Source organism: Nocardioides sp. (assembly GCF_036401255.1).
Lineage (GTDB): Bacteria > Actinomycetota > Actinomycetes > Propionibacteriales > Nocardioidaceae > Nocardioides.
The window spans coordinates 1-19,126 of sequence record NZ_DASWVI010000449.1 but is presented as its reverse complement, the minus strand read 5'-3'; the positions used below and the strand labels follow the sequence as shown (position 1 = coordinate 19,126).

Below are 19,126 nucleotides of genomic sequence, written 5' to 3'. Positions count from 1 at the left end.
CGTGCTCCTCCTGTCCGTCACCGACGGGCTCGTCGTCGGTGTGGTGGCCCTCGTGGTCGTCGGCGCGGGAACGTCGTTGACGACCGCGCGCGTCATCCCCCGCTTCCTCGACGCGACCCCGGAGCCGATGCTGGCCCGGTTCAGCTCGTTGCTGCACCTGGCACAGGTCGCGCCGGTCCTGGCGGTCACGCCGGTGCTGGGTGTCGCCGCGCACGGCTGGGGGGTGCGAGCACCGATGGTGGCGCTGTCGGTGACCCTGCTCGCGACGGCGGCCGCGGTCCGGCGGGCCGACGCTGCCCTCTCCCCCGCCCCGGGCGGGAGCAGGTCGCCCGTCAGGGCCGCGTCGGGCTGACGTGCACGATCGCGGAGGTGAGCCGTGGGACGTACGTCGTCAGGTGCGCCTCGGCGTGGTGGGCGACCTCGTGCGCGGCCGCCAGCGTGAGGTCGGGGCCGACCGTGACGCCGGCCTCGGCACGCAGGGCGTGGCCGATCCAGCGCAGCCGCATCTCGGTCACCTCCTCGACGCCCTCGACCGTGAGCACGGCCGCCCGCGCCCGGTCGACGAGGCCGGGCTCGACCGCATCCATCAGCCGCTCACCGACCTGGCGGGCGGCGGAGCGCAGCACGCCGAGGATCGCGACGGTGATCAGCAGCCCGACGACCGGGTCGGCCCAGCTCCAGCCCAGGGCCGCACCGCCGACGCCGAGCAGCACCGCGAGGCTGGTGAAGCCGTCGGTGCGCGCGTGCAGGCCGTCGGCGACCAGCGCGGCGCTGCCGATCCGGCGACCGACGCGGATCCGGTAGCGGGCGACCCACTCGTTGCCGGCGAACCCGATCAGCGCGGCGAGCCCCACGGCGGCGAGGTACTCGACCGGCTGCGGGTCCAGCAGGCGGCGTACGGCCTCGTAGCCGGCGAAGACCGCCGACAGGGCGATCATCGCCAGCACGAAGATGCCGGCGATGTCCTCGGCGCGGCCGTAGCCGTAGGTGTAGCGGTCGTTGCTGGCGCGCCGCGCCAGCGAGAACGCCACCAGGAGCGGCACCGCGGTGAGCGCGTCGGCGAAGTTGTGGACGGTGTCCCCCAGCAGGGCAACCGAGCCCGAGAGCACCACGACGACCGCCTGGAGCACTGCGGTGACCGCGAGCACCGCCAGGCTGACGTACAGCGCTCGGCGTCCCGCGGCATCACCTTCGAGGGCCTCGTCGACCTGTTCGGCGGTGTCGTGGGCGTGCCCACCGAACAGCTCGCCCAGCTCGTGCGGTGCCCGGCGCCACCACGGGCCGCCGTGGTGGTCGTGGTGGTGGTCGTGGGCGTGGTCGTGGTCGTCGGCCGAGCCCGGATCGCGGCCCTCGCGGAGCAGGTGAGTCATGACGGCAGCAGTCTAGGGAGACGCCGCGGCCGAGGTAGCCTCGCGCCATGACCGAGCGTGACCTGGCCGCCATCGCCGCCGAGCGCGAGCGGATCCGGGCGGCGTACCTCTCCCCCACGGCCTCGCGCCCCGCGTCGTCGGCCCGCGGCCTGCACCACGTGGCGATCGTGTGCGCGGACGTCGAGCAGACGGTGCGCTTCTACCAGGGCGTGCTCGGATTCCCGCTGACCGAGATCGTCGAGAACCGCGACTACCCCGGCTCCAACCACTTCTTCTTCGACCTCGGCCACGGCAACCTGCTCGCGTTCTTCGACTTCCCCGGCCTCGACGTCGGTCCGTACGCCGAGGTCCTCGGCGGCCTGCACCACCTGGCGATCTCCGTCGAGCCCGAGCGCTGGGCGCAGCTGCGCGCGGCGCTGGACGAGGCCGGCGTGGAGTACCTCCTCGAGAGCGGCACCTCGATGTACTTCCGCGACCCCGACGGCACCCGGGTCGAGCTGATCTCCGACCCGCTCGGGGAGATGTACGGCCTGAGCGTGCTCTGATCGGCCGACCTCAGACCTCCGCGAGCCGCGGCACGACCCGCTCGCACAGGTCCGCAGCCCACCCCGCCGGGTCCGGCGTGGGCGGCATCAGCATGACCAGCGAGATGCCGAGGGCGGCGTACTGCTCCATCGCCGCGAGGAACGCGTCGGCGTCGGCGACCGGGTCGGGGCCATCGGCCGGGGCGAGCATCGTCTTCTCGATGCTCTCGTAGTCGCGGCCGACGTCGTCGCAGTGGCGCCGCAGCACCTCGAGCTTGTGGCGTACGCCGTCGACGCCCACGGGGAACAGGTTGCAGGCGTCGGCGTACTGCGCCACCAGGCGGAGCGTCTTGCGCTCCCCTCCCCCGCCGACCAGGATCGGCGGGTGCGGCCGCTGCACCGGCGGCGGGACGCAGACGGTCTCGGCGAGCCGGTGGTGGCGGCCCTCGAACGCACCGTCGTCGTCGCTCCACATCTGCAGGCAGATCCGCAGCGTCTCCTCGAGCCGCTCGAAGCGCTCCGCGGTCCGCGGGAACGGCACGCCGAGCCCGGCGTGCTCCCGGTCGTACCAGGCCGCGCCCAGGCCGAGCATCGCCCGGCCGCGCGAGAGCACGTCGAGCGTGGTGACGATCTTGGCGAGCAGCCCGGGGTGCCGGTACGTCGCCCCGGTCACGAGGAGACTGAGCCGGACGCGCTCGGTCCGGCCGGCGAGATAGCCGAGCGTCGTGTAGCCCTCGAGCATCGGCTCGGCCGGGCCGCCGAGCTGCTCCATCTGGAAGTAGTGGTCCATCACCGTGAACAGGGACACGCCCCCGTCGTCGGCGATCCGGGCCGTCTCGGCGAGCCGGTCGGTCAGCCGGGTCCGCCACTCGGGGTGGCTGAAGTTCGCGTAGTGGATGCCGGTGCGCACGAGCCCAGACTAGTGTCGCGTGTCGGAAGGTCCTGGATGCTTGGCGTGGTCAGGGTGCGTGCATCGCAAGGCGGCCGAGCGTAGGGCTACCGGGCGTAACTCGAGCGAGGCCAACGCAGCGGGGTGAGTGCCCTGGCCCGCGCGAAGCGCGTAGGAACTTCGGACACGCGGCTAGGCCGCGACGGCCCACAACCAGTCCGCTCCGAGCACCAGCGCGCCGAGGGTCGCGGCGAGGAACACCGCCACCCAGAACAGCCCGGGCAGGCCGGTCAGCCGCGCGAGCACGTCGGCGTCCGAGGTCCGCTCGCGCCCGCGGCGCCGCTGCGCCTGCAGCTCCAGCACCGGCCGGGGCGCGGCGAGCAGCAGGAACCAGGTGCCGACGTACGCCGCCGCAACCTGCACCGCAGCACTCCCCCACCACGACACGGCGAAGACCGCGAGCCCGGCCGCGCCGACGGCGTACAGGCCGTAGAAGTTGCGGATCTGGAGCAACAGCAGCGCCAGCAGCAGCACCGAGAGCCAGAGCACCGCCAGCGCGTGCCGCTCGCGGAGCAGGTACGCCGCCCCCAGGCCGAGGCCGGCCGGGCCGAGGTAGCCGGCCAGGGTCGTCGCGACCATCCCGGGGCCGGTCGGCCGGCCGCGCGAGACGGTCAGGCCGGAGGTGTCGGAGTGCAGCCGGATGCCGGCCAACCGACGCCCGGACAGCAGCGCGACGACGCCGTGCGCGCCCTCGTGGGCGATCGTGACCAGGTGCCGGCCGACCCGCCATCCGGCCGGGACCGCCACCAGGAGGAGCGCGACCACGGCGCAGAGCACGACCTCGGCCCGCTCGGGCGCCGCCTGGCGTCCCACCACGTCGTCCCAGATCCCGGAGAGGACATCCGCGACCGCCATGGGCGACAGCGTGCCGCACGCGCGTGGGACCGCCGACCATTGGGTACGCGGCCACCATGAGCGAACAGCACAGCAGCGAGCAGCTCGAAGCCATCCAGGCCGTCGTCGACCGGGTCACCTCCTGGCAGGACGGCGCCACCGAGGACACTGTCGAGCAGGAGCTCCGCGACGGGTTCGCCGAGGCGGGGGTCGACGTGCCCGATGCCGACATCACCCGGCTCGCCGAGGCGATCCAGGCCGAGCACGGCACGGTGTCGGCCGCCGACGTGCTCTCGGCATGAACGGTGCCGACGGCGGCCCCGACGCCGTCCACCGCCGGCCCGACGGCGTCGACGACGCCACGGTCGAGGCCCTCGGCAAGCTCTCGGAGGCCCTGGAGGCCGCCGAGGTCGCGCGCGGCCACCTCTACGCGTTCCACCGCCTCTCCGGCACCACCGACCTCACCCTCGGCGACGCGGTCGCGCAGCTGCGCGACGCCGGGCACACCGAGCTCGCGGAGCGGATCGACCGCGAGCTGGTCGGCCGCAACGTCATCCCGGGGCACTGGACGTTCCAGATCGTCGAGGCGTACGACGACGGCTACTACGCCACGTTCAAGGAGCTGGAGCGGGCCGCGCGCGAGGCGTTGGCCGGTGGCCGCCGTCATCTCTACGAGGCCGAGATGAAGGAGGACCGGCGCACCCACGGCGCGCCCGGCCACGAGGCCACCCCGCACGACCTGTGACAGCGGGCGCCGGCACCTGGTAGGAATCGCCTGGGCTCGTTCGCGGGGCCGACCTTCGACGAGCGGAGCAGGCGATGTCCCAGGCACTCCCACGCACCCGGCGGGCGGCGGGCGCCGTGTTCGGCGCCCTGGCGCTCACCGACGCCGTGCTCGCGGCGGGCCCGCAACGGTGGCAGCGCGCCCGGCTGGTCACCAAGCCGCTGCTCATGCCCGCCCTGGCGGCGAGCACGCGCGGCGAGGGACGGTTGCTCGGCGCCCAGGCGTTCTCGTGGGGCGGCGACCTGGCGCTGCTCGGCGCGGGCCGGCGCCCGTTCCTGGCCGGCGTCGGGAGCTTCTTCGCCGCCCACCTCTCCTACGTCGCGGCGTTCCGGGCACGTTCCACCCAGCCGGTGCTCGCGACCCCGGGCCGCCGCCGGTTCCTCGCCGCAGGTGCGGTCCTCGCCTCCGGGATGGCGCTCGCCGCGGCCCGCGAGGACCGCGTGGTCGCCGGACCCGTCGGCGCGTACGGCGTCGCGCTGGCGACGATGGTCGCGTCCGCCGCGGCGATCGATCCTGACCACGGTCGCGACCGGGTGCTCCGCGGGGCGGCGCTGTTCCTCGTCTCCGACGTCGTGCTCGGCCTCCGGACGTTCGTCCTCGGCGAGGAGGGCGCCGCGTCCTCCGCGCTGGAGGGCGTGGTGATGGCGACCTACACCGCGGGTCAGTGGACCATCGCCGAGGGGCTGCGTCGGTAGGTTGGCCGCATGGCCATCCCCACCCACACGCTCAACGACGGCACCACGCTCCCGGCGATCGGGTTCGGCACCTACCCGCTGAAGGGCGCCGACGGCGTGGCCGCGGTCCGGAGCGCGATCGAGGCGGGCTACCGCCTGATCGACACCGCGGTGAACTACGACAACGAGCGCGAGGTCGGCGAGGCGATCCGGACCTCCGGGATCCCGCGCGAGGAGCTCTGCGTGACCAGCAAGCTCCCCGGCCGCGACCACGGCTACGACGACGCGATCGCCAGCGTGCACGGCTCCCTGCAACGCCTCGGCCTGGACCACCTCGACCTGCACCTCATCCACTGGCCCAACCCGAGCCGGGGCCAGTACGTCGAGGCGTGGCGCGCGCTGGTCGACCTGCGCGAGCAGGGCCTGGTGCGCTCGATCGGCGTCTCCAACTTCACCGCCGACCACCTCGACCGCGTGATCGACGCGACCGGCGTGACGCCCGCCGTCAACCAGATCGAGCTGCACCCCTACTTCCCACAGGAGCAGATGCGCGCCGTCGACGCCCGCCTCGGCATCCGCACCGAGTCGTGGAGCCCGCTGGGCAAGCGGCAGGCGCCGTTCGCGGAGCCGGCCGTCGCCGCGGCCGCCGAGCGGCACGGGGTCTCCCCCGGCCAGGTGATCCTGCGCTGGCAGGTGCAGCTGGGCTGCGTGCCGATCCCCAAGTCGGCGACGCCCGAGCGGCAGCGGCAGAACCTCGACGTGTTCGGCTTCGAGCTCAGCGACGACGAGATGGCCGCGATCACGGCGCTCGGCCGCCCCGACGGGCGGCTCTTCGGCGGGGACCCCGAGACCCACGAGGAGATGTGAGCCGGTCGCCGGCCGGCGCGGACCCGGCCACGCCGTACCTGCGCGTCGACGTCGCCCGGCTGCGCGCGAACCTCGAGCGCACCGCCCGGTGGGCCGCCGACGCCGGGGTGGCGCTGCGGCCGCACGCGAAGACCCACAAGTGCCTCGAGGTCGCCCGGCTCCAGCTCGACACGGGTGCGGCCGGGCTCACGGTCGCCACCATCGGCGAGGCGGAGGTGTTCGTCGACGCCGGCGTCGAGGACGTGTTCATCGCCTACCCGCTCTGGCTCACCGACCAAGCGGCCGCGCGACTGCGCGACCTGGCCGGCCGCGCCGACCTCGCGATCGGCGTCGACTCCGCCGAGGCCGCCGCCCGGGCGGCCCGGCTGCTCGAGGGCAGTGGTGTGGCGGCGCTGATGGAGGTCGACAGCGGGCAGCACCGCAGCGGTGTCGCGCCGGAGACCGCGGGGCAGCTGGCCGTCGCGGCCGTCGAGGCCGGGCTCCCCGTCCGAGGCGTGTTCACGTTCCCCGGGCACAGCTACGCCCCGGCCGCGCTGCGCACCGCGGCCGACGACGAGGCCAGGGCGCTGCGGGTGGCGACCGCCTCCTTCCGCGCCGCGGGCCTCGAGCCGGACGTCGTCAGCGGCGGCTCCACCCCGAGCCTCGAGCACACCCACACCGAGGAGCTCACCGAGCTGCGGCCCGGCGTCTACGCCTTCGGCGACGCCCAGCAGTGGGAGCTCGGCACGATGGAGCCCGCCGACCTGGCCCTCGTCTGCCGCGCGACCGTGGTCAGCCACGCCGGTGGCCGGATCGTCCTCGACGCCGGCAGCAAGGCGCTCGGCGCCGACCGGGCCTCCTACGCGACCGGCTGGGGCCGCCTGCCGGCGTACGCCGACGCGCGGGTCGTCCAGCTCTCCGAGCACCACGCGGTCGTCGACCTCGCGGACGCGCCCCTCCCGGCGCTCGGCACGTACGTCGACGTCGTGCCCAACCACGTCTGTGCGGCGGTCAACCTCGCCGACACGCTGTGGGCCGAGACCGGCGGCGGGCTCGAGGCCTGGTCCGTTGCGGCCCGCGGACGCAACTCCTGAGCCGCTCCCCTACGATGCCGGCCATGCTCCTGCGCCTCGCCGCCAGCACCGCCGCCAGCGCCGCCGCCCTCGCCCTGCTGCTCGGCGGGTGCGGCTCCGACGGCTCCGACGGCTCCCAGACGGCCTCGGACTCCGGGCCCACGGTGGCGTGCACCTATACCGACGACGGACAGACGCCTGCCAAGGACGTCGACCCGCCGGCCGAGAAGGCGCCCGCGTCCGGCACCGTGCGCGTCGACCTCGACACGAGCATCGGGCACCTGGGCCTGGACCTGGACGCCGCAGGCGCGCCGTGCACCGTCAACTCGTTCGTCTCGCTGGCGCAGCAGGGGTACTTCGACGACACGTCCTGCCACCGCCTCACGACCGAGGGCGGCCTCTTCGTGCTGCAGTGCGGCGACCCGACCGGCACCGGCAGCGGCGGGCCGGGCTACAGCTACCCCGACGAGCTCGAGGGCGACGAGACCTACCCGGCCGGCACCCTCGCCATGGCCAACAGCGGGCCCGACACCAACGGCTCGCAGTTCTTCATCGTGTACGCCGACAGCAGGCTCGACGCGAACTACACCGTGTTCGGCACCATCGACGAGGCGGGCCTGAAGGCGGTCCAGCAGATGGCCCAGGACGGCAACGACGGCTCGCTGGGGCAGTACGGCGGCGCGCCGAACACACCGGTCGACATCTCCTCGGTCGAGATCACGGACTAGCGCCACCTAGCTTCTCTAGAGCGGGAACCGCACCCCGGTCAGCGCCTCCGAGCGCTGCCACAGCCGCTTCGCCAGGTCGGGGTCGCACGCGTCCTGGCTCCGCCCGACGCCGGTCGGCCAGCCGGTGAGCTCCAGCGGCCCGCCGGGGCCGATGAACGTGTTGCCGGGCACGTCCATGGTGGCGGCGTACAGCGTCGTGAGCGCGCCCTTCCACGCCGGCATGCCGACGAGCTTGTGTCCCCAGGACCCCACCCAGGTCTTGGCCCGGCTGCCGGTGTTGGCGGTGATCCCGGTCGCCGTCGAGCCCGGGTGCGCGGCGGTGGCGCGCAGCGTCGACCCCGCAGCGGTCAGGCGGCGTTGCAGCTCGGCCAGGAACAGCAGGTTCGCCAGCTTGGAGGCGCCGTACGCCGCGAACGGCCGGTAGGCCCGGCGCTCCCAGTCGAGGTCGTCGAGGTCGAGGTCGGCGGCGCGGTGCGCGTCCGAGGTCACGACCACGACCCGGTCGCGCAGCGTGGACAGCAGGAGGTTGGTGAGCGCGAAGTGGCCCAGGTGGTTGGTCGCGAGGTGGGTCTCGAAGCCGTCGACCGTGCGTGCGTACGGGACGGCGAGGACGCCGGCGTTGTTCACCAGCACGTCCACCGGCCCGAGGCCGGCCGCGAGCTCTCGCACGCTCGCGAGGTCGGCCACGTCCAGCCGGCGCACCTCCACGCGGCCGCCGATCGTGGCGGCCGCGGCCGCACCCTTCTCGACGTCGCGCACGGCGAGGACGACCTCGGCACCGCGCTCGGCCAGCACGCGAGCGGTCTCGAGGCCCAGTCCCCTGCTCGCCCCGGTGACGACGAACCGGCGGCCGTCCTGCCTCGGGACCGCGTCCCAGCGGCGGGGACGGCGGCGCATCAGCGCGTGCCGTACTCGATCGCCGCGCCCAGCTGGACGGTGCGCCCCACCGTGCAGAGCCGGTCGCGGGACTGCTCGATCGACCGGGGCAGCACCTCGCGGGCCCGGTCGCCGTCCTCGCCCTCGGGGAAGCGCACGTCGAAGGTGATCCGCAGGTCGACGAGCCGGTTGCCCTGCTCGTCGCGGATCTTGTCGCCCTCGGCGCTGACCTCGAACGTCGTCGCGGCGGCCCGCTTGCCGGTGATCAGGTCCACGTCGATGGCACTGCAGCCGGCCAGCGCCACCAGCAGCAGCTCGACCGGGGTGAAGTCGGGGTCGTCCCCCGACCCCACCGGCAGGACGCCGCCGCGGCCGTTGGTGGCCAGGAAGCGGCCGACGCCGATCTTGTGCAGGTCGATGTGGCGCAGCGTGCCGCGCGGGGCGGCGTCCGGAGTCGTCATGGGCCCCAGCGTGCCAGACGCGCGACACGCCCGGGATCGGCGCCGGGGTTGTCTCCTCGGACCTCATCGGAGACGGTGGAGAGGACCTAGCCACAGCTATCGGAAGGCGAGCATGCTCACCCTCACCGAGAACGCCAGCGCCATCGTCAACGAGATCACCCACCAGCCCGGCCTCGCCGAGTCCGCGGGGCTGCGCATCACCACCGACGACTCTCCCAACCCCGCCTTCGCGATCTCCGCGGCCGAGAAGGGCGAGCCGGGCGACCAGGTCGTCGAGCAGGGCGGCGCGACCGTCTACCTCGACGAGACGGCCGCCCAGCTGCTCGACGACAAGATCCTCGACGCCGCGGTCGACCCGTCGGGCAAGGTCGAGTTCGCCCTCGCCCACCAGGGCTGACCGACCTGGCTGTCGAGTCGGCGCGCAGTGCTCACCCAGGACCCGCGAGTCGGCGCTCACTGCTCGGGCTGTCCCGGTCTCTGCGGAGGACGTGAGCACAACGCGCCGACTCGGCACCGCCGCTAGAGGGTCGGGACCAGGTCGCGGCGGATCCAGCCGTTGCGGACCCGCTGCGGGTGGTCGCCGACCGGCACGGTCTGCACGATCCGCCCCGTGCGGTAGGAGATCTTCGAGACCTCGTCGGTGCCGCTCCACGAGATGTAGCAGGTGCGCCCGTCCCAGCTCTGGGTGACCCAGTACGGCTTGCCGTCCTGCTTCTTGAGCAGCCGCCCGCGCCTGAACGTGTCGGCGTCGACGACCGTCGCGTAGTCCGACATCGTGCCGGCCACGCACAGCTTCGTGCCGGCCGGGTTCATCGCGATGCCGTGGTGGGCGGAGTCGAGCAGGTACTGCTCGCGCGGCATGTCCGGCACCAGGTTGGGCAGGCGCTTCACGCGGGTGATCCTCCCGGTCGCGCGGTCCATCTCCACGAAACCGTGCAGGAACGAGAGCTGGAAGTAGAACGTCCGGTCGTCCGGCGACAACGTCATCGGGCGTACGGCGGTGCTCGTCTCGGTCATGCCGCGGTCGTCGAGCGCCTTGCGCAGGTCGTAACGGCGGACGACCTCCATCGTCCTCGCGTCCACGATCTGCAGGACGCGCTCCTGCTTGGTCGCGTCCAGGGCGGGGTCGTCGAGCGGGCTGTAGACCATGCCGATGCTGGCATGCAGGATCCGCTTCCCCCCGTCGATGAAGATGTTCTCGTGCGGTGAGCCGCCCGACGGGAAGCGACCGACCTCGACGCCGTCGGCGACCCTCAGGACGTGGACGACGTTGCCCGTCGACGCGCTGACCACGACGCGCCGCCCGTCCGGTGAGATCGCCATGTGGTCGGACCGGACCCCGTCGACCTCGAACCGCCAGACGATGTCCTTGGTCCGCAGATCGATCGCGACCACGTCCGCGAACGACGGCCGCGACACGACCAGGAGCCGCCCGTCGTTGGAGGAGTACATGTCGTCGACGTACTGGTCGTGGCCCTCGCCGATCATCGCGCGGATCGCCAGGAAGTAGGTGAACCGGTAGGGGTCGGTCGCGATCTCCCGGATCCGCTCGGCCTTGTCCGGCACGACGTCGATGCGCCCGAGCCGCTCGAAGCTGGCCGGGTCGAGGATGTCGGCGGTGCCGTCCCAGTTGTTGCCGACGAAGACGGCCCGGCGTACGTCGCCGGCGCGGCGCTCCGCGGAGCCCGGAGCCTCCTCGGCGTCGGCGGGGGTGGCCAGGAGGGGCGAGGACGCGACGGCGATCAGCGCGGCGAGGGCGGTGCGCAGGTGCATGCCGGGGCAACGAGCGCCTCGCCGCCGCGGTTACGTGCGAGGCTCGCCGCCGCCATCGGTGCCCCGAGACGTCGACTGGGTCTCGATACGCCGGCCGCGACCTCGTGCCTCGGTGGCGCGGCTACTCGACCTGGCTGCTGGGCCGAGCCGGCGCAAGCGCCGACTCGGGCAGCTCAAACCATCGGAGGTGCTCGAAGTCGTCGCTGAGGTCGGCGGGGTGGCCGGAGAGGTCGGGCCCGACCGCGGAGGCGAGGATCGCGACGCCCTCGCGCAGGTGCTCGGCGAGCAGCTCCTCTCCCCCGGTGGCGTCGTTGCTCGGCATCGACACCTGCCCGCCCTCGTAGGACACCTCGCGCAGGCTGAGCGGCGGACGGACCAGCCCGGCGCGGTGTCGCCAGCGCCCGGTCGCGGGGTCGAAGCGGTAGTCGCCGAGCAGGCGCCACCCCTCCCGTGCGACCAGTCGGACGGCCTCGACGATGTAGTCGACCACGGTGTCGGAGACGAAGTAGTTGAAGTTCACCCGCACCCAGCCGGGCTTGATGCCCTCGCACCCGCCCGTGATCTCGCGCTCGAACTCGTGCGACCGCTCCAGGTCGATCCCGAGCAGCCGGTGCCCGTAGGGGCCGGCGCACGAGCAGCCGCCGCGCGACTGGATGCCGAAGAGGTCGTTGAGCAGCGCGACCACGTAGTTGTGGTGCAGGTAGCGCCCCGAGGGTGCGCGCACGACGAAGGACACGATCGAGAGCCGCTCCGCCTCGAGGTTGCCGAGCAGCTCGATCGCGGGCTCGTCGCGCCACGCCGCCACGGCCCGGTGCAGGTGCCGCTCCTCCTGGTCCCGGATCGTCCGCGTCCCGACCGCCTGCTTGAGCTGGAAGACCAGCCCCGCGCGGATCGCCTCGATGATCGCGGGGGTTCCGCCCTCCTCGCGCTGCGTGGGGTCGGTGAGGTAGCGGTGGTCGTCGTCGTTGACGTACGCGACCGTCCCGCCGCCGGGGACGTCGGGCACCCGGTTGGCGAACAGCTCTCGTCGCGCCACCAGCACGCCGGGCGTGGCCGGGCCCCCGATGAACTTGTGCGGGGAGACGAAGACCGCGTCCTTGTAGGACTTCGGGCGGCCCGGGAGGGCACCCATCTCGACGTCGACGTACGGCGCGGCCGCGGCGAAGTCCCACAGGCTCAACGCGCCGTGCTCGTGCAGGAGCTCGGCGATCGCGGCCGTGTCGGAGACGATCCCGGTGACGTTCGAGGCGGCCGAGAACGAGCCGATCTTGAGCGGCCTTCCGGCGTACGCCGCCAGCTGGTGGCGCAGGTCGTCCTGGTCGACGCCGCCGTCCGCGTCCTGCCGGATCCGGACCACGTCGGCGATCGACTCACGCCACGGGAGCTCGTTGGAGTGGTGCTCGTAGGGGCCGATGAAGACGACCGGCCGCTCCTCCGCCGGGATGTGCTCGCTGAGCCGGTAGCGGTCCTCCAGCACCGACGGGATCCGCAGCCCCAGCACGCCGATCAGCTTCGCGATCGCGCCGGTGCTGCCCGACCCCGTGAACAGCACGAGGACGTCGTCGTGGCCCCCCACGGCCTCGCGGATGATCGCCCGGGCGTCCTCGCGCAGACGCGTGGTCTGCAGGCCGGTGCCGCTGGACTCGGTGTGGGTGTTGGCGTAGCCGGGCAGCACCTGGTCGCGGATGAAGTCCTCGATGAACGTGAGCGCCCGGCCGGACGCGGTGTAGTCGGCGTACGTCACCCGACGGCGCCCGTAGGGCGTCTCCATCAGGTGGTCGTCCCCGATCACCGAGTCGCGGATCAGCCCGAGGAGGGCCTCCCGGTCACGATCCGTCATGCACGTCCACCATGACGGCATCGTCGCACCCGTGGAGGCCCTCCCGCAGGGCTACCGCACCAACCGGTGCGGCTAGCGCACCATGAGCTGGGCGAACCGGTTGCCCGACACGACGCCGTCGACGGGGCCGACCACCTGCCTGCTGACCGTCTGGCCGCGACCGCGCTTGCTCAACGACATCAGGTTCACCCGCAGCTCGTCGTTGCGGACCAGGTTCGCGACGGCCCTCTTGGCCTGCTCGATCGACGTCATCGGGCCGAGGTCGCCGAGGTACTGACCGCCCGTGACCTCGAGCATGCCCTCGCCGCCGGCCATCTTCCGCGGGATCTGCACGGAGATCGGCACGGTCGTGGTCTGGCCGCCGCCGGTGAGCACGGCCTGCAGGTTCAGCGTCGAGCCGGCCCGCACGGTGATGCCGTCGCGGCGCTTGACCGTCGTCCACTGACCCTTGACCTTGCGCTGCAGCGCCGAGAGCCGGTACGCCGTCGCGGCGTCCTCCACCGAGGCGTCGGTGGTCACGCTGTCGATCGTGACGCCCGGGATGCCGGAGAGGAAGTAGACGATGTCACCCAGCGCGAAGCCGACCTCGTAGGAGAGGTCCCAGTCCGAGACGTAGCGGTCGCTGCTCGACAGCTCGAACGGGGTGCCGTCCGGCCCGGTCCCGGTGACCGTCCAGCTCGCGACCTCGCTGCCGTCCACGGTGCCGTCGACGACGCGGTCGTGGTTGGCCAGGAACTCGTAGAACGTCGTGCTGGCGAGCGCGTCGGGCGTGCGCACCGACACGTGGGACGTGCCGTCGCGGTGCCGGTCGCCGTACGTCACCCCCGAGGTGACGTCGGCGGTCGAGGGCACCGCGCCGAGCATCCCGCTGATCCCGGTCAGCCGGTCGTTGTCGATCGTGCCGGCGGGCGCGCCGAGGTTGGCGAGCTTGAACCCCGCGATCAGGTCCTCCTGGACGTAGATCGCGTCGGCCGGGTGGAGCGTCAGCGTCGTCTGGCCGAGGTGGTCGAGCGGGTGCCCGAAGCCGATGACCTTGCTGCCGCAGACCGAGGTCGCGGTGCCGACCGCGGCCATCGTGATGTCGCCATAGGCCAGCGACGCCGCGAGGTTGCCGCCGGCGACGACGGTCTCGGGACCTGCGGCGTCCGCCGACGCCCGGCCGACCGCGTACGCCGAGCGCGGGAGGTAGCTGCGCTTGCCGGCGTGCTCGGCCGCGAGCTTGAGCTGGCGGGCGCCCACGCCCGCGACGCCCAGCGGTGCCGGCAGCTGCCGGAAGCCCTCGCTCGCGTCGGCCGCGGACACGTCGGTCGAGCGGGCGATCGCCCGCGCCGCGCTGCCGTCGACGGCGACCGTGCGAGCAGGCGGCGTGAAGTAGTCGTCCATGTCGGCGAACGGCGTGACGCCGGCGACCGGGGACGGACCCATCGCGAGGCCGTAGGAGACCGCACCGATCAACCGGCCGTCTGCGGCGTACACCGGCGAGCCCGACATGCCCTGCCAGATGCCGACGCGGTCGATCTCGTCGGAGGTGAGCCGCACCATGATCATGTCGATGCCCGGCGCGATGCCGTCGTCGAGCACGCCGAGGACCTTCCCCGTGAAGCCCTCCGGGGCGGTGCCGTGGCTGACCGTGAGGCCGGTGACGGGCTGGTCGGCGGCGAGGTCGGCGACGGGGTACGCGGTCGCGCAGTCCCCCGCCGGGGCGGCGCCCTGGGCGGTGCCGGTGCTGACGGCGGCGGTCGCGAGGCCGAGCCCCGCGACGGTGACGAGCGAGGCCAGGGCCCGGGCCCGGCGTGGTGCGGTGAACCGCTGCATGTGAGTGACTTCCTCCCGAAACTGCGGCGCGGATCTCGCGCCGTAACCATCAGACTCGGAAGTCGGCGGCTTGGTTGCCGCAAGACCCCCGAAGGCCCGGCGCGACCCTAGGTGGTCTGGACCAGCCTGGTGGTCGGAACCAGCCGGTCGTTACCGATCGGTGACCGGGGGCCGCCGCCTCCGCCGACATAGGGTGGCCGGGTGAGCAGCCCCTACCAGAGCCTCCGGCACGCCGAGGCCGTCGCCCGTCGCACCCTCCTCACCGTCGAGGACTACGACGTGCACCTCGATCTCGCCTCCGACGAGCAGACCTTCGGCTCGGTGACGAGGATCCGGTTCACCAGTGAGGGTGGCCCGACGTTCCTCGACCTCAAGCCGGTGCGGGTCAACGGGCTGTGGCTCAACGGACGGCCGCTCGACCCGGACCTCCTCGAGCGCGGACGCCTCCCCCTGGAGACCCTGGCGGGGCCCAACGAGGTCGTCGTCGACGCGGTGATGCCGTTCCGCAACGACGGCGAGGGGCTGCACCGCAGCGTCGACCCCGCCGACGGGCGCCACTACGTCTACGGCATGTCGTTCATGGACGCGGCTCCCACGGTGTTCGCGTGCTTCGACCAGCCCGACCTCAAGGCGCCCTTCACGTTCCACGTCCGTGCCCCCGAGGACTGGACGGTCATCGGCAACGCGCCCGTGACCAACCCCGAGCCGGGGCTCTGGGAGCTCGAGCGCACCCAGCCGCTCTCGACGTACTTCGTGACGCTGGTCGCCGGGCCCTACCACCTGATCCTCGACGAGCACGACGGCATCCCGCTCGGTCTCTCCGCGCGGGCCAGCATCGCCGACGCCCTGGAGGCCGACGCCGACGAGCTGTTCACGATGACCAAGGCCTGCTTCGACGAGTTCCACCGGCTGTTCGGCATCCGCTACCCGTTCGGCGACTACCACCAGGCGTTCGTGCCGGAGTTCAACGCCGGCGCGATGGAGAACCCGGGCTGCGTGACGTTCCGCGACCCGCTGGTGTTCACCAGCCGGGTGACCCGCGGTCAGCGCATCCAGCGCGCGACGACCGTGGCCCACGAGATGGCCCACCAGTGGTTCGGCAACATCGTGACGCCGCGGTGGTGGGACGACCTGTGGCTCAACGAGTCCTTCGCCGAGTACATGGGCAACCGGGTGACCGCCGACGTCACCGAGTACGACGACGCCTGGACCCACGTCGCCTACTCGCGGCGCCAGTGGGGTCTGGTCGCCGACCAGCGCCCGAGCACCCACCCGGTCGCGGGCAACGGCGCCGACGACGCGAGCTCGGCCCTGCAGGACTTCGACGGCATCTCCTACGCCAAGGGCTCGAGCATCCTCAAGCAGCTCAATGCGACCCTCGGCGACGAGGTGTTCTTCGCGGGGGCGATCGACCACTTCACCCGCCACCGGTTCGGCAACGCCACCATGCACGACCTGTTCGCGAGCTGGGAGCGGGCCGGCGCGGGCGACCTGTCGGCGTTCACCGGCAGCTGGCTGCGCACGGCCGGCCCGGACACGATCGTCCTCGACCGGGCGGCCGGCGTGGTCCGGCGTACTCCCCCGGCGGCGCACCCCGCCGACCGCGCCCACACGTTCCGGGTCGCCCGGGCGGTCCCGGACGGCAAGTGGGAGCTCGCGCCGCTCACGATCACCGGCCCGGAGACGGCGTACGACGCCGGTGCGGACGCAGCCGTCGTCCTCGACCCCTACGAGGACAGCTGGGCGCTCGTGCAGCCCGACGCCGTCACCGTCCGGGCCCTGAAGTCGCTGCTGTCGCGGACCGAGGACACCCTGCTGCGGGCCGGGATCTGGAACAACGTGCGCAGCGCCTTCCACAACGCCGCGCTCGACCCCGCCGACGTGCTCGACCTGGTCGAGGCCGGGCTGCCGGTCGAGGACAGCGACGACGCGCTCTTCTACACGATGCCGTGGGTGGTCGGGAAGGTCGTGCCGGTGACCGCCGACCCGGACGCCGCGCTCGCCCGGGTGCACCGGGCGGCCCTGGCCAAGGCGCACGCGTCGGGGCCGGGCTCGCCGCTGCAGCTCGCGGCGTTGCACGCCGCGATCGCGTCCGGGGAGGCCGCGCTGGTGCGTGGCTGGCGGGACGGGCGCGACCTGCCCGACGGCGTCGAGGTCGACCTCGACCTGCGCTGGCGGATGCTGGTCCGGCTCGCGGCGCTCGGCGCGACCGACCGGGCCGAGCTCCAGGCGGCGCTCGACGCCGAGCCGACGGCGCGCTCACGGGTCGAGCACACCCGAGCGGTCGCCTCGCTCCCCGACGCGGACGCGAAGGCCTGGGCGTGGGAGCGGTTCACCGGACGCGTCGACGTCCCCAACTACGAGCTCGAGGCGGCCGGTGTCGGGATGTGGCGGCACGGGCAGGAGGACCTGCTGGCGCCGTACGTCGAGCGCTACTTCACCGACGTCGCCGCGACCGCCGAGGTCCGCAGCGGGTGGGTGCTCGCCGACGCCGCCGGATGGTTCTTCCCGCTCCAGGAGGAGACCCAGGAGAACCTGGCACGCGCCCGGGCGCTGATCGACCAGGACGGCTTCGACGTGGCGATGCGGCGCAGGGTCGTCGACCTCACCGACGAGCTCGAGCGGCGGATCGCGATCCGGGCGGCCTTCCCCGCATGACGGTCGGCTCGCGATGAACGCCGACCGGGTCCGGCGCCCGGGACCGACGGTCCGGACCCGGGTGCACGAGCACCTCGCCGAGGGCGAGCGCCGCCACGAGGACCGGCTGGCCACCGAGGAGCCGCTGGAGATCCGGCTCGCCTGGCCGGGCGCACCCGCCCGTCGGGTGTGGGTCACGATGCGCACGCCGGGACACGACTTCGACCTGGCCGCCGGCTGGCTGGTCCACGAGGGACTCCTCGGGCCGGGCGGCATCTCCTCGGTCGCCTACTGCACCGACGCGCAGCTGCGACCGGAGCAGGAGTTCAACGTCGTCACGGTGACGCTCGCCGGGCCGCCCGCGCACGATCCGGGCCACCGCCACGTCGGCCAGTCGACGGGGTCGTCGGCGTGCGGGATCTGCGGCAAGGACAGCCTGGATGCGGCCCTGGCCACGTCGTCGGCCGGCGCCTGGACGGGCCCGCTGCCCGCACCCGCGGTCGTCCGCACGCTCCCCGGGCTCCTGCACGCGGGCCAGACGGTCTTCGCCCGCACCGGCGGTGTCCACGCCGCGGGCCTGGCGAGCGCCGACGGCAGGTTGCTGGTCGTGCGCGAGGACGTGGGCCGTCACAACGCCGTCGACAAGGTCACCGGCGCCCGCGTCCTCGGCGGGTCCGCTCCCGCCGAGGCCTGCCTGGTCGTCAGCGGCCGCGCCGGCTTCGAGCTGGTGCAGAAGGCGGTCGCCGCCGGCATCGGCGCGCTGGTCGCCGTCGGCGCGCCCACCAGCCTGTCGGTGCAGCTGGCGTCCGAGGCGGGGCTGGTCCTCTACGGGTTCACCTCGGCCGACCGGTGCGTGCGCTACGCCTGAGGGCGGCCGCCGGCCTGGGGTCACCCGGGACGTCGTACCTTTCGCTAGGACCCGCGACGGCGATGACGTCCCGCAGGCCGCGTCAGACGTCGAGGTCCTGCGGGACGAACTGCGCGACCGCCGCGTGCCGGCCGGCCGCCGTCTCCTCGGGGGTCGCGCCGGAGTCGGCGACGACCGCCGTCCACAGCTCGATCGACCGGCGGGTGAACGGCACGACCTCGGGCGCCAGCGCCATCTCCCGGGGATCGCCGATCGCCTCGCCGGCGACGTGCATGCCGAGCCCGAGGAACGCCCCATCCCACCCGGGGCCGACGAAGAGGGCCCCGGCGACGCTCTGGGCCATCGCCAGCGGCACCGTGTGGTCCAGCCGGAGCTCGGTGGCCTCCCCCACCCCGGTCAGCGTCACGGTGACGATGCTCTCCGGCCCACCGAACGTGGTCCGGAGGCGCTCGGGGGGCTCGCACTCGAGGATGTCGCCCCCGGCGTTGCCCTCGAGCTGGAAGTGGCCCCCCGGGCGCAGCTCGCCGGTGATCGGCATGAACCACCGGGCGATCCTCTCGGGATCGGTGAGCGCCGACCAGAGGTCGGTGCGCTCGGTGTCATAGGTACGGCGCATGGTCACCCGGACCACCTCGTCGCCGTCCCCTCCCTCACGGCGCACCGCGCGGTGCACCTCGGCCAGGTCCTCGACCAGGTCTCTCATCGATCGCTCCTCGGGTTGGTGGTCTGGGTCTCTGGTGCCTCCGCGACCCGCCGCTGGCGCTTGCCCCGCGCGATCTCGACGGCCAACGCGTCGAACCGGGGCGCCCACAGGTGTCGGAACCGCTCCACCCAGGCGTCCACCTCGCTCAGCCCGGACGGGTCGAGCGAGTAGAGCCGGCGGGTCCCCTCGGGGCGCACGGCCGCGAAGCCCGAGGACCTCAGGATCGCCAGGTGGCGCGACACGGCAGGCTGCGAGATCGCGAACTCCGCACCGACGGCCTCGACGATCGCGCCGGCGGTCACCTCCCCCTCGGCCAGGAGGTCGATGATCCGGCGGCGCACCGGGTCGCCCAGGACGTCGAACGCGTGCAC

At 73.4% G+C, this 19,126-nt stretch carries 21 protein-coding genes; 11 read left to right on the top strand and 10 right to left on the bottom strand.

Annotation, left to right across the window (positions count from 1 at the left end):
• On the top strand, positions 1-352 hold a 352-nt coding region (locus tag VGD85_RS20420), incomplete at its 5' end, for a hypothetical protein (protein ID WP_331065269.1).
• Here the strand turns inward: VGD85_RS20420 and VGD85_RS20415 are convergent.
• The gene (locus tag VGD85_RS20415) at positions 333-1,370 is read right to left on the bottom strand and encodes a cation diffusion facilitator family transporter (protein ID WP_331065268.1); all 1,038 of its coding nucleotides are present in this window, start codon (positions 1,368-1,370) and stop codon (positions 333-335) included. The genes VGD85_RS20420 and VGD85_RS20415 overlap by 20 nt on opposite strands.
• Before the next feature lie 47 nt (positions 1,371-1,417).
• Between VGD85_RS20415 and VGD85_RS20410 the strand changes: the two genes are divergently transcribed.
• On the top strand, positions 1,418-1,915 hold the full coding sequence (locus VGD85_RS20410) for a VOC family protein (RefSeq protein WP_331065267.1): 498 nt from the start codon (positions 1,418-1,420) through the stop codon (positions 1,913-1,915).
• A gap of 10 nt (positions 1,916-1,925) precedes the next feature.
• Here the strand turns inward: VGD85_RS20410 and VGD85_RS20405 are convergent, their stop codons facing one another.
• Positions 1,926-2,804: an LLM class F420-dependent oxidoreductase gene (locus VGD85_RS20405; RefSeq protein ID WP_331065266.1), complete on the bottom strand. Its 879-nt coding sequence runs from the start codon at positions 2,802-2,804 to the stop codon at positions 1,926-1,928.
• 171 nt (positions 2,805-2,975) lie between these two features.
• Positions 2,976-3,698 (bottom strand): M50 family metallopeptidase, encoded by a 723-nt coding sequence (locus tag VGD85_RS20400; RefSeq protein WP_331065265.1) that lies wholly within the window; start codon positions 3,696-3,698, stop codon positions 2,976-2,978.
• 56 nt (positions 3,699-3,754) lie between these two features.
• Here VGD85_RS20400 and VGD85_RS20395 point away from each other — a divergent pair, with 56 nt between their 5' ends.
• From VGD85_RS20395 to VGD85_RS20370, 6 genes are all read left to right on the top strand, one after another.
• A complete protein-coding gene (locus VGD85_RS20395) occupies positions 3,755-3,979 on the top strand; it encodes a hypothetical protein (protein ID WP_331065264.1) in 225 nt (74 codons plus the stop codon).
• The gene (locus tag VGD85_RS20390; RefSeq protein ID WP_331065263.1) at positions 3,976-4,422 is read left to right on the top strand and encodes a hypothetical protein; all 447 of its coding nucleotides are present in this window, start codon (positions 3,976-3,978) and stop codon (positions 4,420-4,422) included. The genes VGD85_RS20395 and VGD85_RS20390 overlap by 4 nt, the downstream gene beginning before the upstream one ends.
• Before the next feature lie 74 nt (positions 4,423-4,496).
• The gene (locus VGD85_RS20385) at positions 4,497-5,156 is read left to right on the top strand and encodes a lysoplasmalogenase (RefSeq protein WP_331065262.1); all 660 of its coding nucleotides are present in this window, start codon (positions 4,497-4,499) and stop codon (positions 5,154-5,156) included.
• Between the two features lie 9 nt (positions 5,157-5,165).
• Entirely contained in the window at positions 5,166-6,002 is an 837-nt protein-coding gene (locus tag VGD85_RS20380) for an aldo/keto reductase (protein WP_331065261.1), read from the top strand.
• Positions 5,999-7,075, top strand: coding sequence for an alanine racemase (locus VGD85_RS20375; protein ID WP_331065260.1), 1,077 nt, complete (start codon positions 5,999-6,001; stop codon positions 7,073-7,075). Before VGD85_RS20380 ends, VGD85_RS20375 begins: the two co-directional genes overlap by 4 nt.
• A gap of 23 nt (positions 7,076-7,098) precedes the next feature.
• On the top strand, positions 7,099-7,782 hold the full coding sequence (locus VGD85_RS20370; protein ID WP_331065259.1) for a peptidylprolyl isomerase: 684 nt from the start codon (positions 7,099-7,101) through the stop codon (positions 7,780-7,782).
• Between the two features lie 15 nt (positions 7,783-7,797).
• On the opposite strand, the gene VGD85_RS20365 is transcribed toward VGD85_RS20370, so the two are convergent.
• Both VGD85_RS20365 and VGD85_RS20360 read right to left on the bottom strand, forming a co-directional pair.
• Positions 7,798-8,679: an oxidoreductase gene (locus VGD85_RS20365; RefSeq protein ID WP_331065258.1), complete on the bottom strand. Its 882-nt coding sequence runs from the start codon at positions 8,677-8,679 to the stop codon at positions 7,798-7,800.
• Positions 8,679-9,119, bottom strand: a complete 441-nt coding sequence (locus VGD85_RS20360) for an OsmC family protein (protein WP_331065257.1) — start codon at positions 9,117-9,119, stop codon at positions 8,679-8,681. The genes VGD85_RS20365 and VGD85_RS20360 overlap by 1 nt, the downstream gene beginning before the upstream one ends.
• A gap of 112 nt (positions 9,120-9,231) precedes the next feature.
• Between VGD85_RS20360 and VGD85_RS20355 the strand changes: the two genes are divergently transcribed.
• Positions 9,232-9,516: a Fe-S cluster assembly protein HesB gene (locus tag VGD85_RS20355; RefSeq protein ID WP_331065256.1), complete on the top strand. Its 285-nt coding sequence runs from the start codon at positions 9,232-9,234 to the stop codon at positions 9,514-9,516.
• 122 nt (positions 9,517-9,638) lie between these two features.
• On the opposite strand, the gene VGD85_RS20350 is transcribed toward VGD85_RS20355, so the two are convergent.
• The 3 genes from VGD85_RS20350 to VGD85_RS20340 form a co-directional block, all read right to left on the bottom strand.
• Positions 9,639-10,892 carry a serine/threonine protein kinase gene (locus VGD85_RS20350; RefSeq protein ID WP_331065255.1) on the bottom strand — a complete coding sequence of 418 codons (1,254 nt, stop codon included), beginning with the start codon at positions 10,890-10,892 and terminating at the stop codon, positions 9,639-9,641.
• Between the two features lie 121 nt (positions 10,893-11,013).
• Positions 11,014-12,732, bottom strand: a complete 1,719-nt coding sequence (locus VGD85_RS20345; protein ID WP_331065254.1) for an aminotransferase class V-fold PLP-dependent enzyme — start codon at positions 12,730-12,732, stop codon at positions 11,014-11,016.
• A 72-nt stretch (positions 12,733-12,804) separates the two neighbouring features.
• Positions 12,805-14,547 (bottom strand): hypothetical protein, encoded by a 1,743-nt coding sequence (locus VGD85_RS20340; RefSeq protein ID WP_331065253.1) that lies wholly within the window; start codon positions 14,545-14,547, stop codon positions 12,805-12,807.
• Positions 14,548-14,748: 201 nt separating this feature from the next.
• Here VGD85_RS20340 and pepN point away from each other — a divergent pair, with 201 nt between their 5' ends.
• Together pepN and VGD85_RS20330 are read left to right on the top strand one after the other, a co-directional pair.
• Positions 14,749-17,205, top strand: coding sequence for an aminopeptidase N (pepN, locus tag VGD85_RS20335; protein WP_331065252.1), 2,457 nt, complete (start codon positions 14,749-14,751; stop codon positions 17,203-17,205).
• Positions 17,206-17,218: 13 nt separating this feature from the next.
• On the top strand, positions 17,219-18,052 hold the full coding sequence (locus VGD85_RS20330) for a formate dehydrogenase accessory sulfurtransferase FdhD (protein WP_331065251.1): 834 nt from the start codon (positions 17,219-17,221) through the stop codon (positions 18,050-18,052).
• 82 nt (positions 18,053-18,134) lie between these two features.
• Here VGD85_RS20330 and VGD85_RS20325 read toward each other — a convergent pair whose 3' ends face one another.
• Positions 18,135-18,755, bottom strand: coding sequence for an SRPBCC family protein (locus tag VGD85_RS20325; RefSeq protein WP_331065250.1), 621 nt, complete (start codon positions 18,753-18,755; stop codon positions 18,135-18,137).
• Positions 18,752-19,126: metalloregulator ArsR/SmtB family transcription factor (locus VGD85_RS20320; protein ID WP_331065249.1), on the bottom strand; the 375-nt coding region annotated here is incomplete at its 5' end. The genes VGD85_RS20325 and VGD85_RS20320, both read right to left, overlap by 4 nt.

Bases quoted from the DNA above. Each gene is read 5' to 3' on its own strand.
- VGD85_RS20415 (WP_331065268.1), bottom strand. From the start codon at position 1,370: ATGACTCACCTGCTCCGCGAGGGCCGCGATCCGGGCTCGGCCGACGAC.
- VGD85_RS20410 (WP_331065267.1), top strand. From the start codon at position 1,418: ATGACCGAGCGTGACCTGGCCGCCATCGCCGCCGAGCGCGAGCGGATC.
- VGD85_RS20400 (WP_331065265.1), bottom strand. From the start codon at position 3,698: ATGGCGGTCGCGGATGTCCTCTCCGGGATCTGGGACGACGTGGTGGGA.
- VGD85_RS20395 (WP_331065264.1), top strand. From the start codon at position 3,755: ATGAGCGAACAGCACAGCAGCGAGCAGCTCGAAGCCATCCAGGCCGTC.
- VGD85_RS20390 (WP_331065263.1), top strand. From the start codon at position 3,976: ATGAACGGTGCCGACGGCGGCCCCGACGCCGTCCACCGCCGGCCCGAC.
- VGD85_RS20385 (WP_331065262.1), top strand. From the start codon at position 4,497: ATGTCCCAGGCACTCCCACGCACCCGGCGGGCGGCGGGCGCCGTGTTC.
- VGD85_RS20380 (WP_331065261.1), top strand. From the start codon at position 5,166: ATGGCCATCCCCACCCACACGCTCAACGACGGCACCACGCTCCCGGCG.
- VGD85_RS20370 (WP_331065259.1), top strand. From the start codon at position 7,099: ATGCTCCTGCGCCTCGCCGCCAGCACCGCCGCCAGCGCCGCCGCCCTC.
- VGD85_RS20365 (WP_331065258.1), bottom strand. From the start codon at position 8,679: ATGCGCCGCCGTCCCCGCCGCTGGGACGCGGTCCCGAGGCAGGACGGC.
- VGD85_RS20360 (WP_331065257.1), bottom strand. From the start codon at position 9,119: ATGACGACTCCGGACGCCGCCCCGCGCGGCACGCTGCGCCACATCGAC.
- VGD85_RS20355 (WP_331065256.1), top strand. From the start codon at position 9,232: ATGCTCACCCTCACCGAGAACGCCAGCGCCATCGTCAACGAGATCACC.
- VGD85_RS20350 (WP_331065255.1), bottom strand. From the start codon at position 10,892: ATGCACCTGCGCACCGCCCTCGCCGCGCTGATCGCCGTCGCGTCCTCG.
- VGD85_RS20345 (WP_331065254.1), bottom strand. From the start codon at position 12,732: ATGACGGATCGTGACCGGGAGGCCCTCCTCGGGCTGATCCGCGACTCG.
- VGD85_RS20340 (WP_331065253.1), bottom strand. From the start codon at position 14,547: ATGCAGCGGTTCACCGCACCACGCCGGGCCCGGGCCCTGGCCTCGCTC.
- VGD85_RS20330 (WP_331065251.1), top strand. From the start codon at position 17,219: ATGAACGCCGACCGGGTCCGGCGCCCGGGACCGACGGTCCGGACCCGG.
- VGD85_RS20325 (WP_331065250.1), bottom strand. From the start codon at position 18,755: ATGAGAGACCTGGTCGAGGACCTGGCCGAGGTGCACCGCGCGGTGCGC.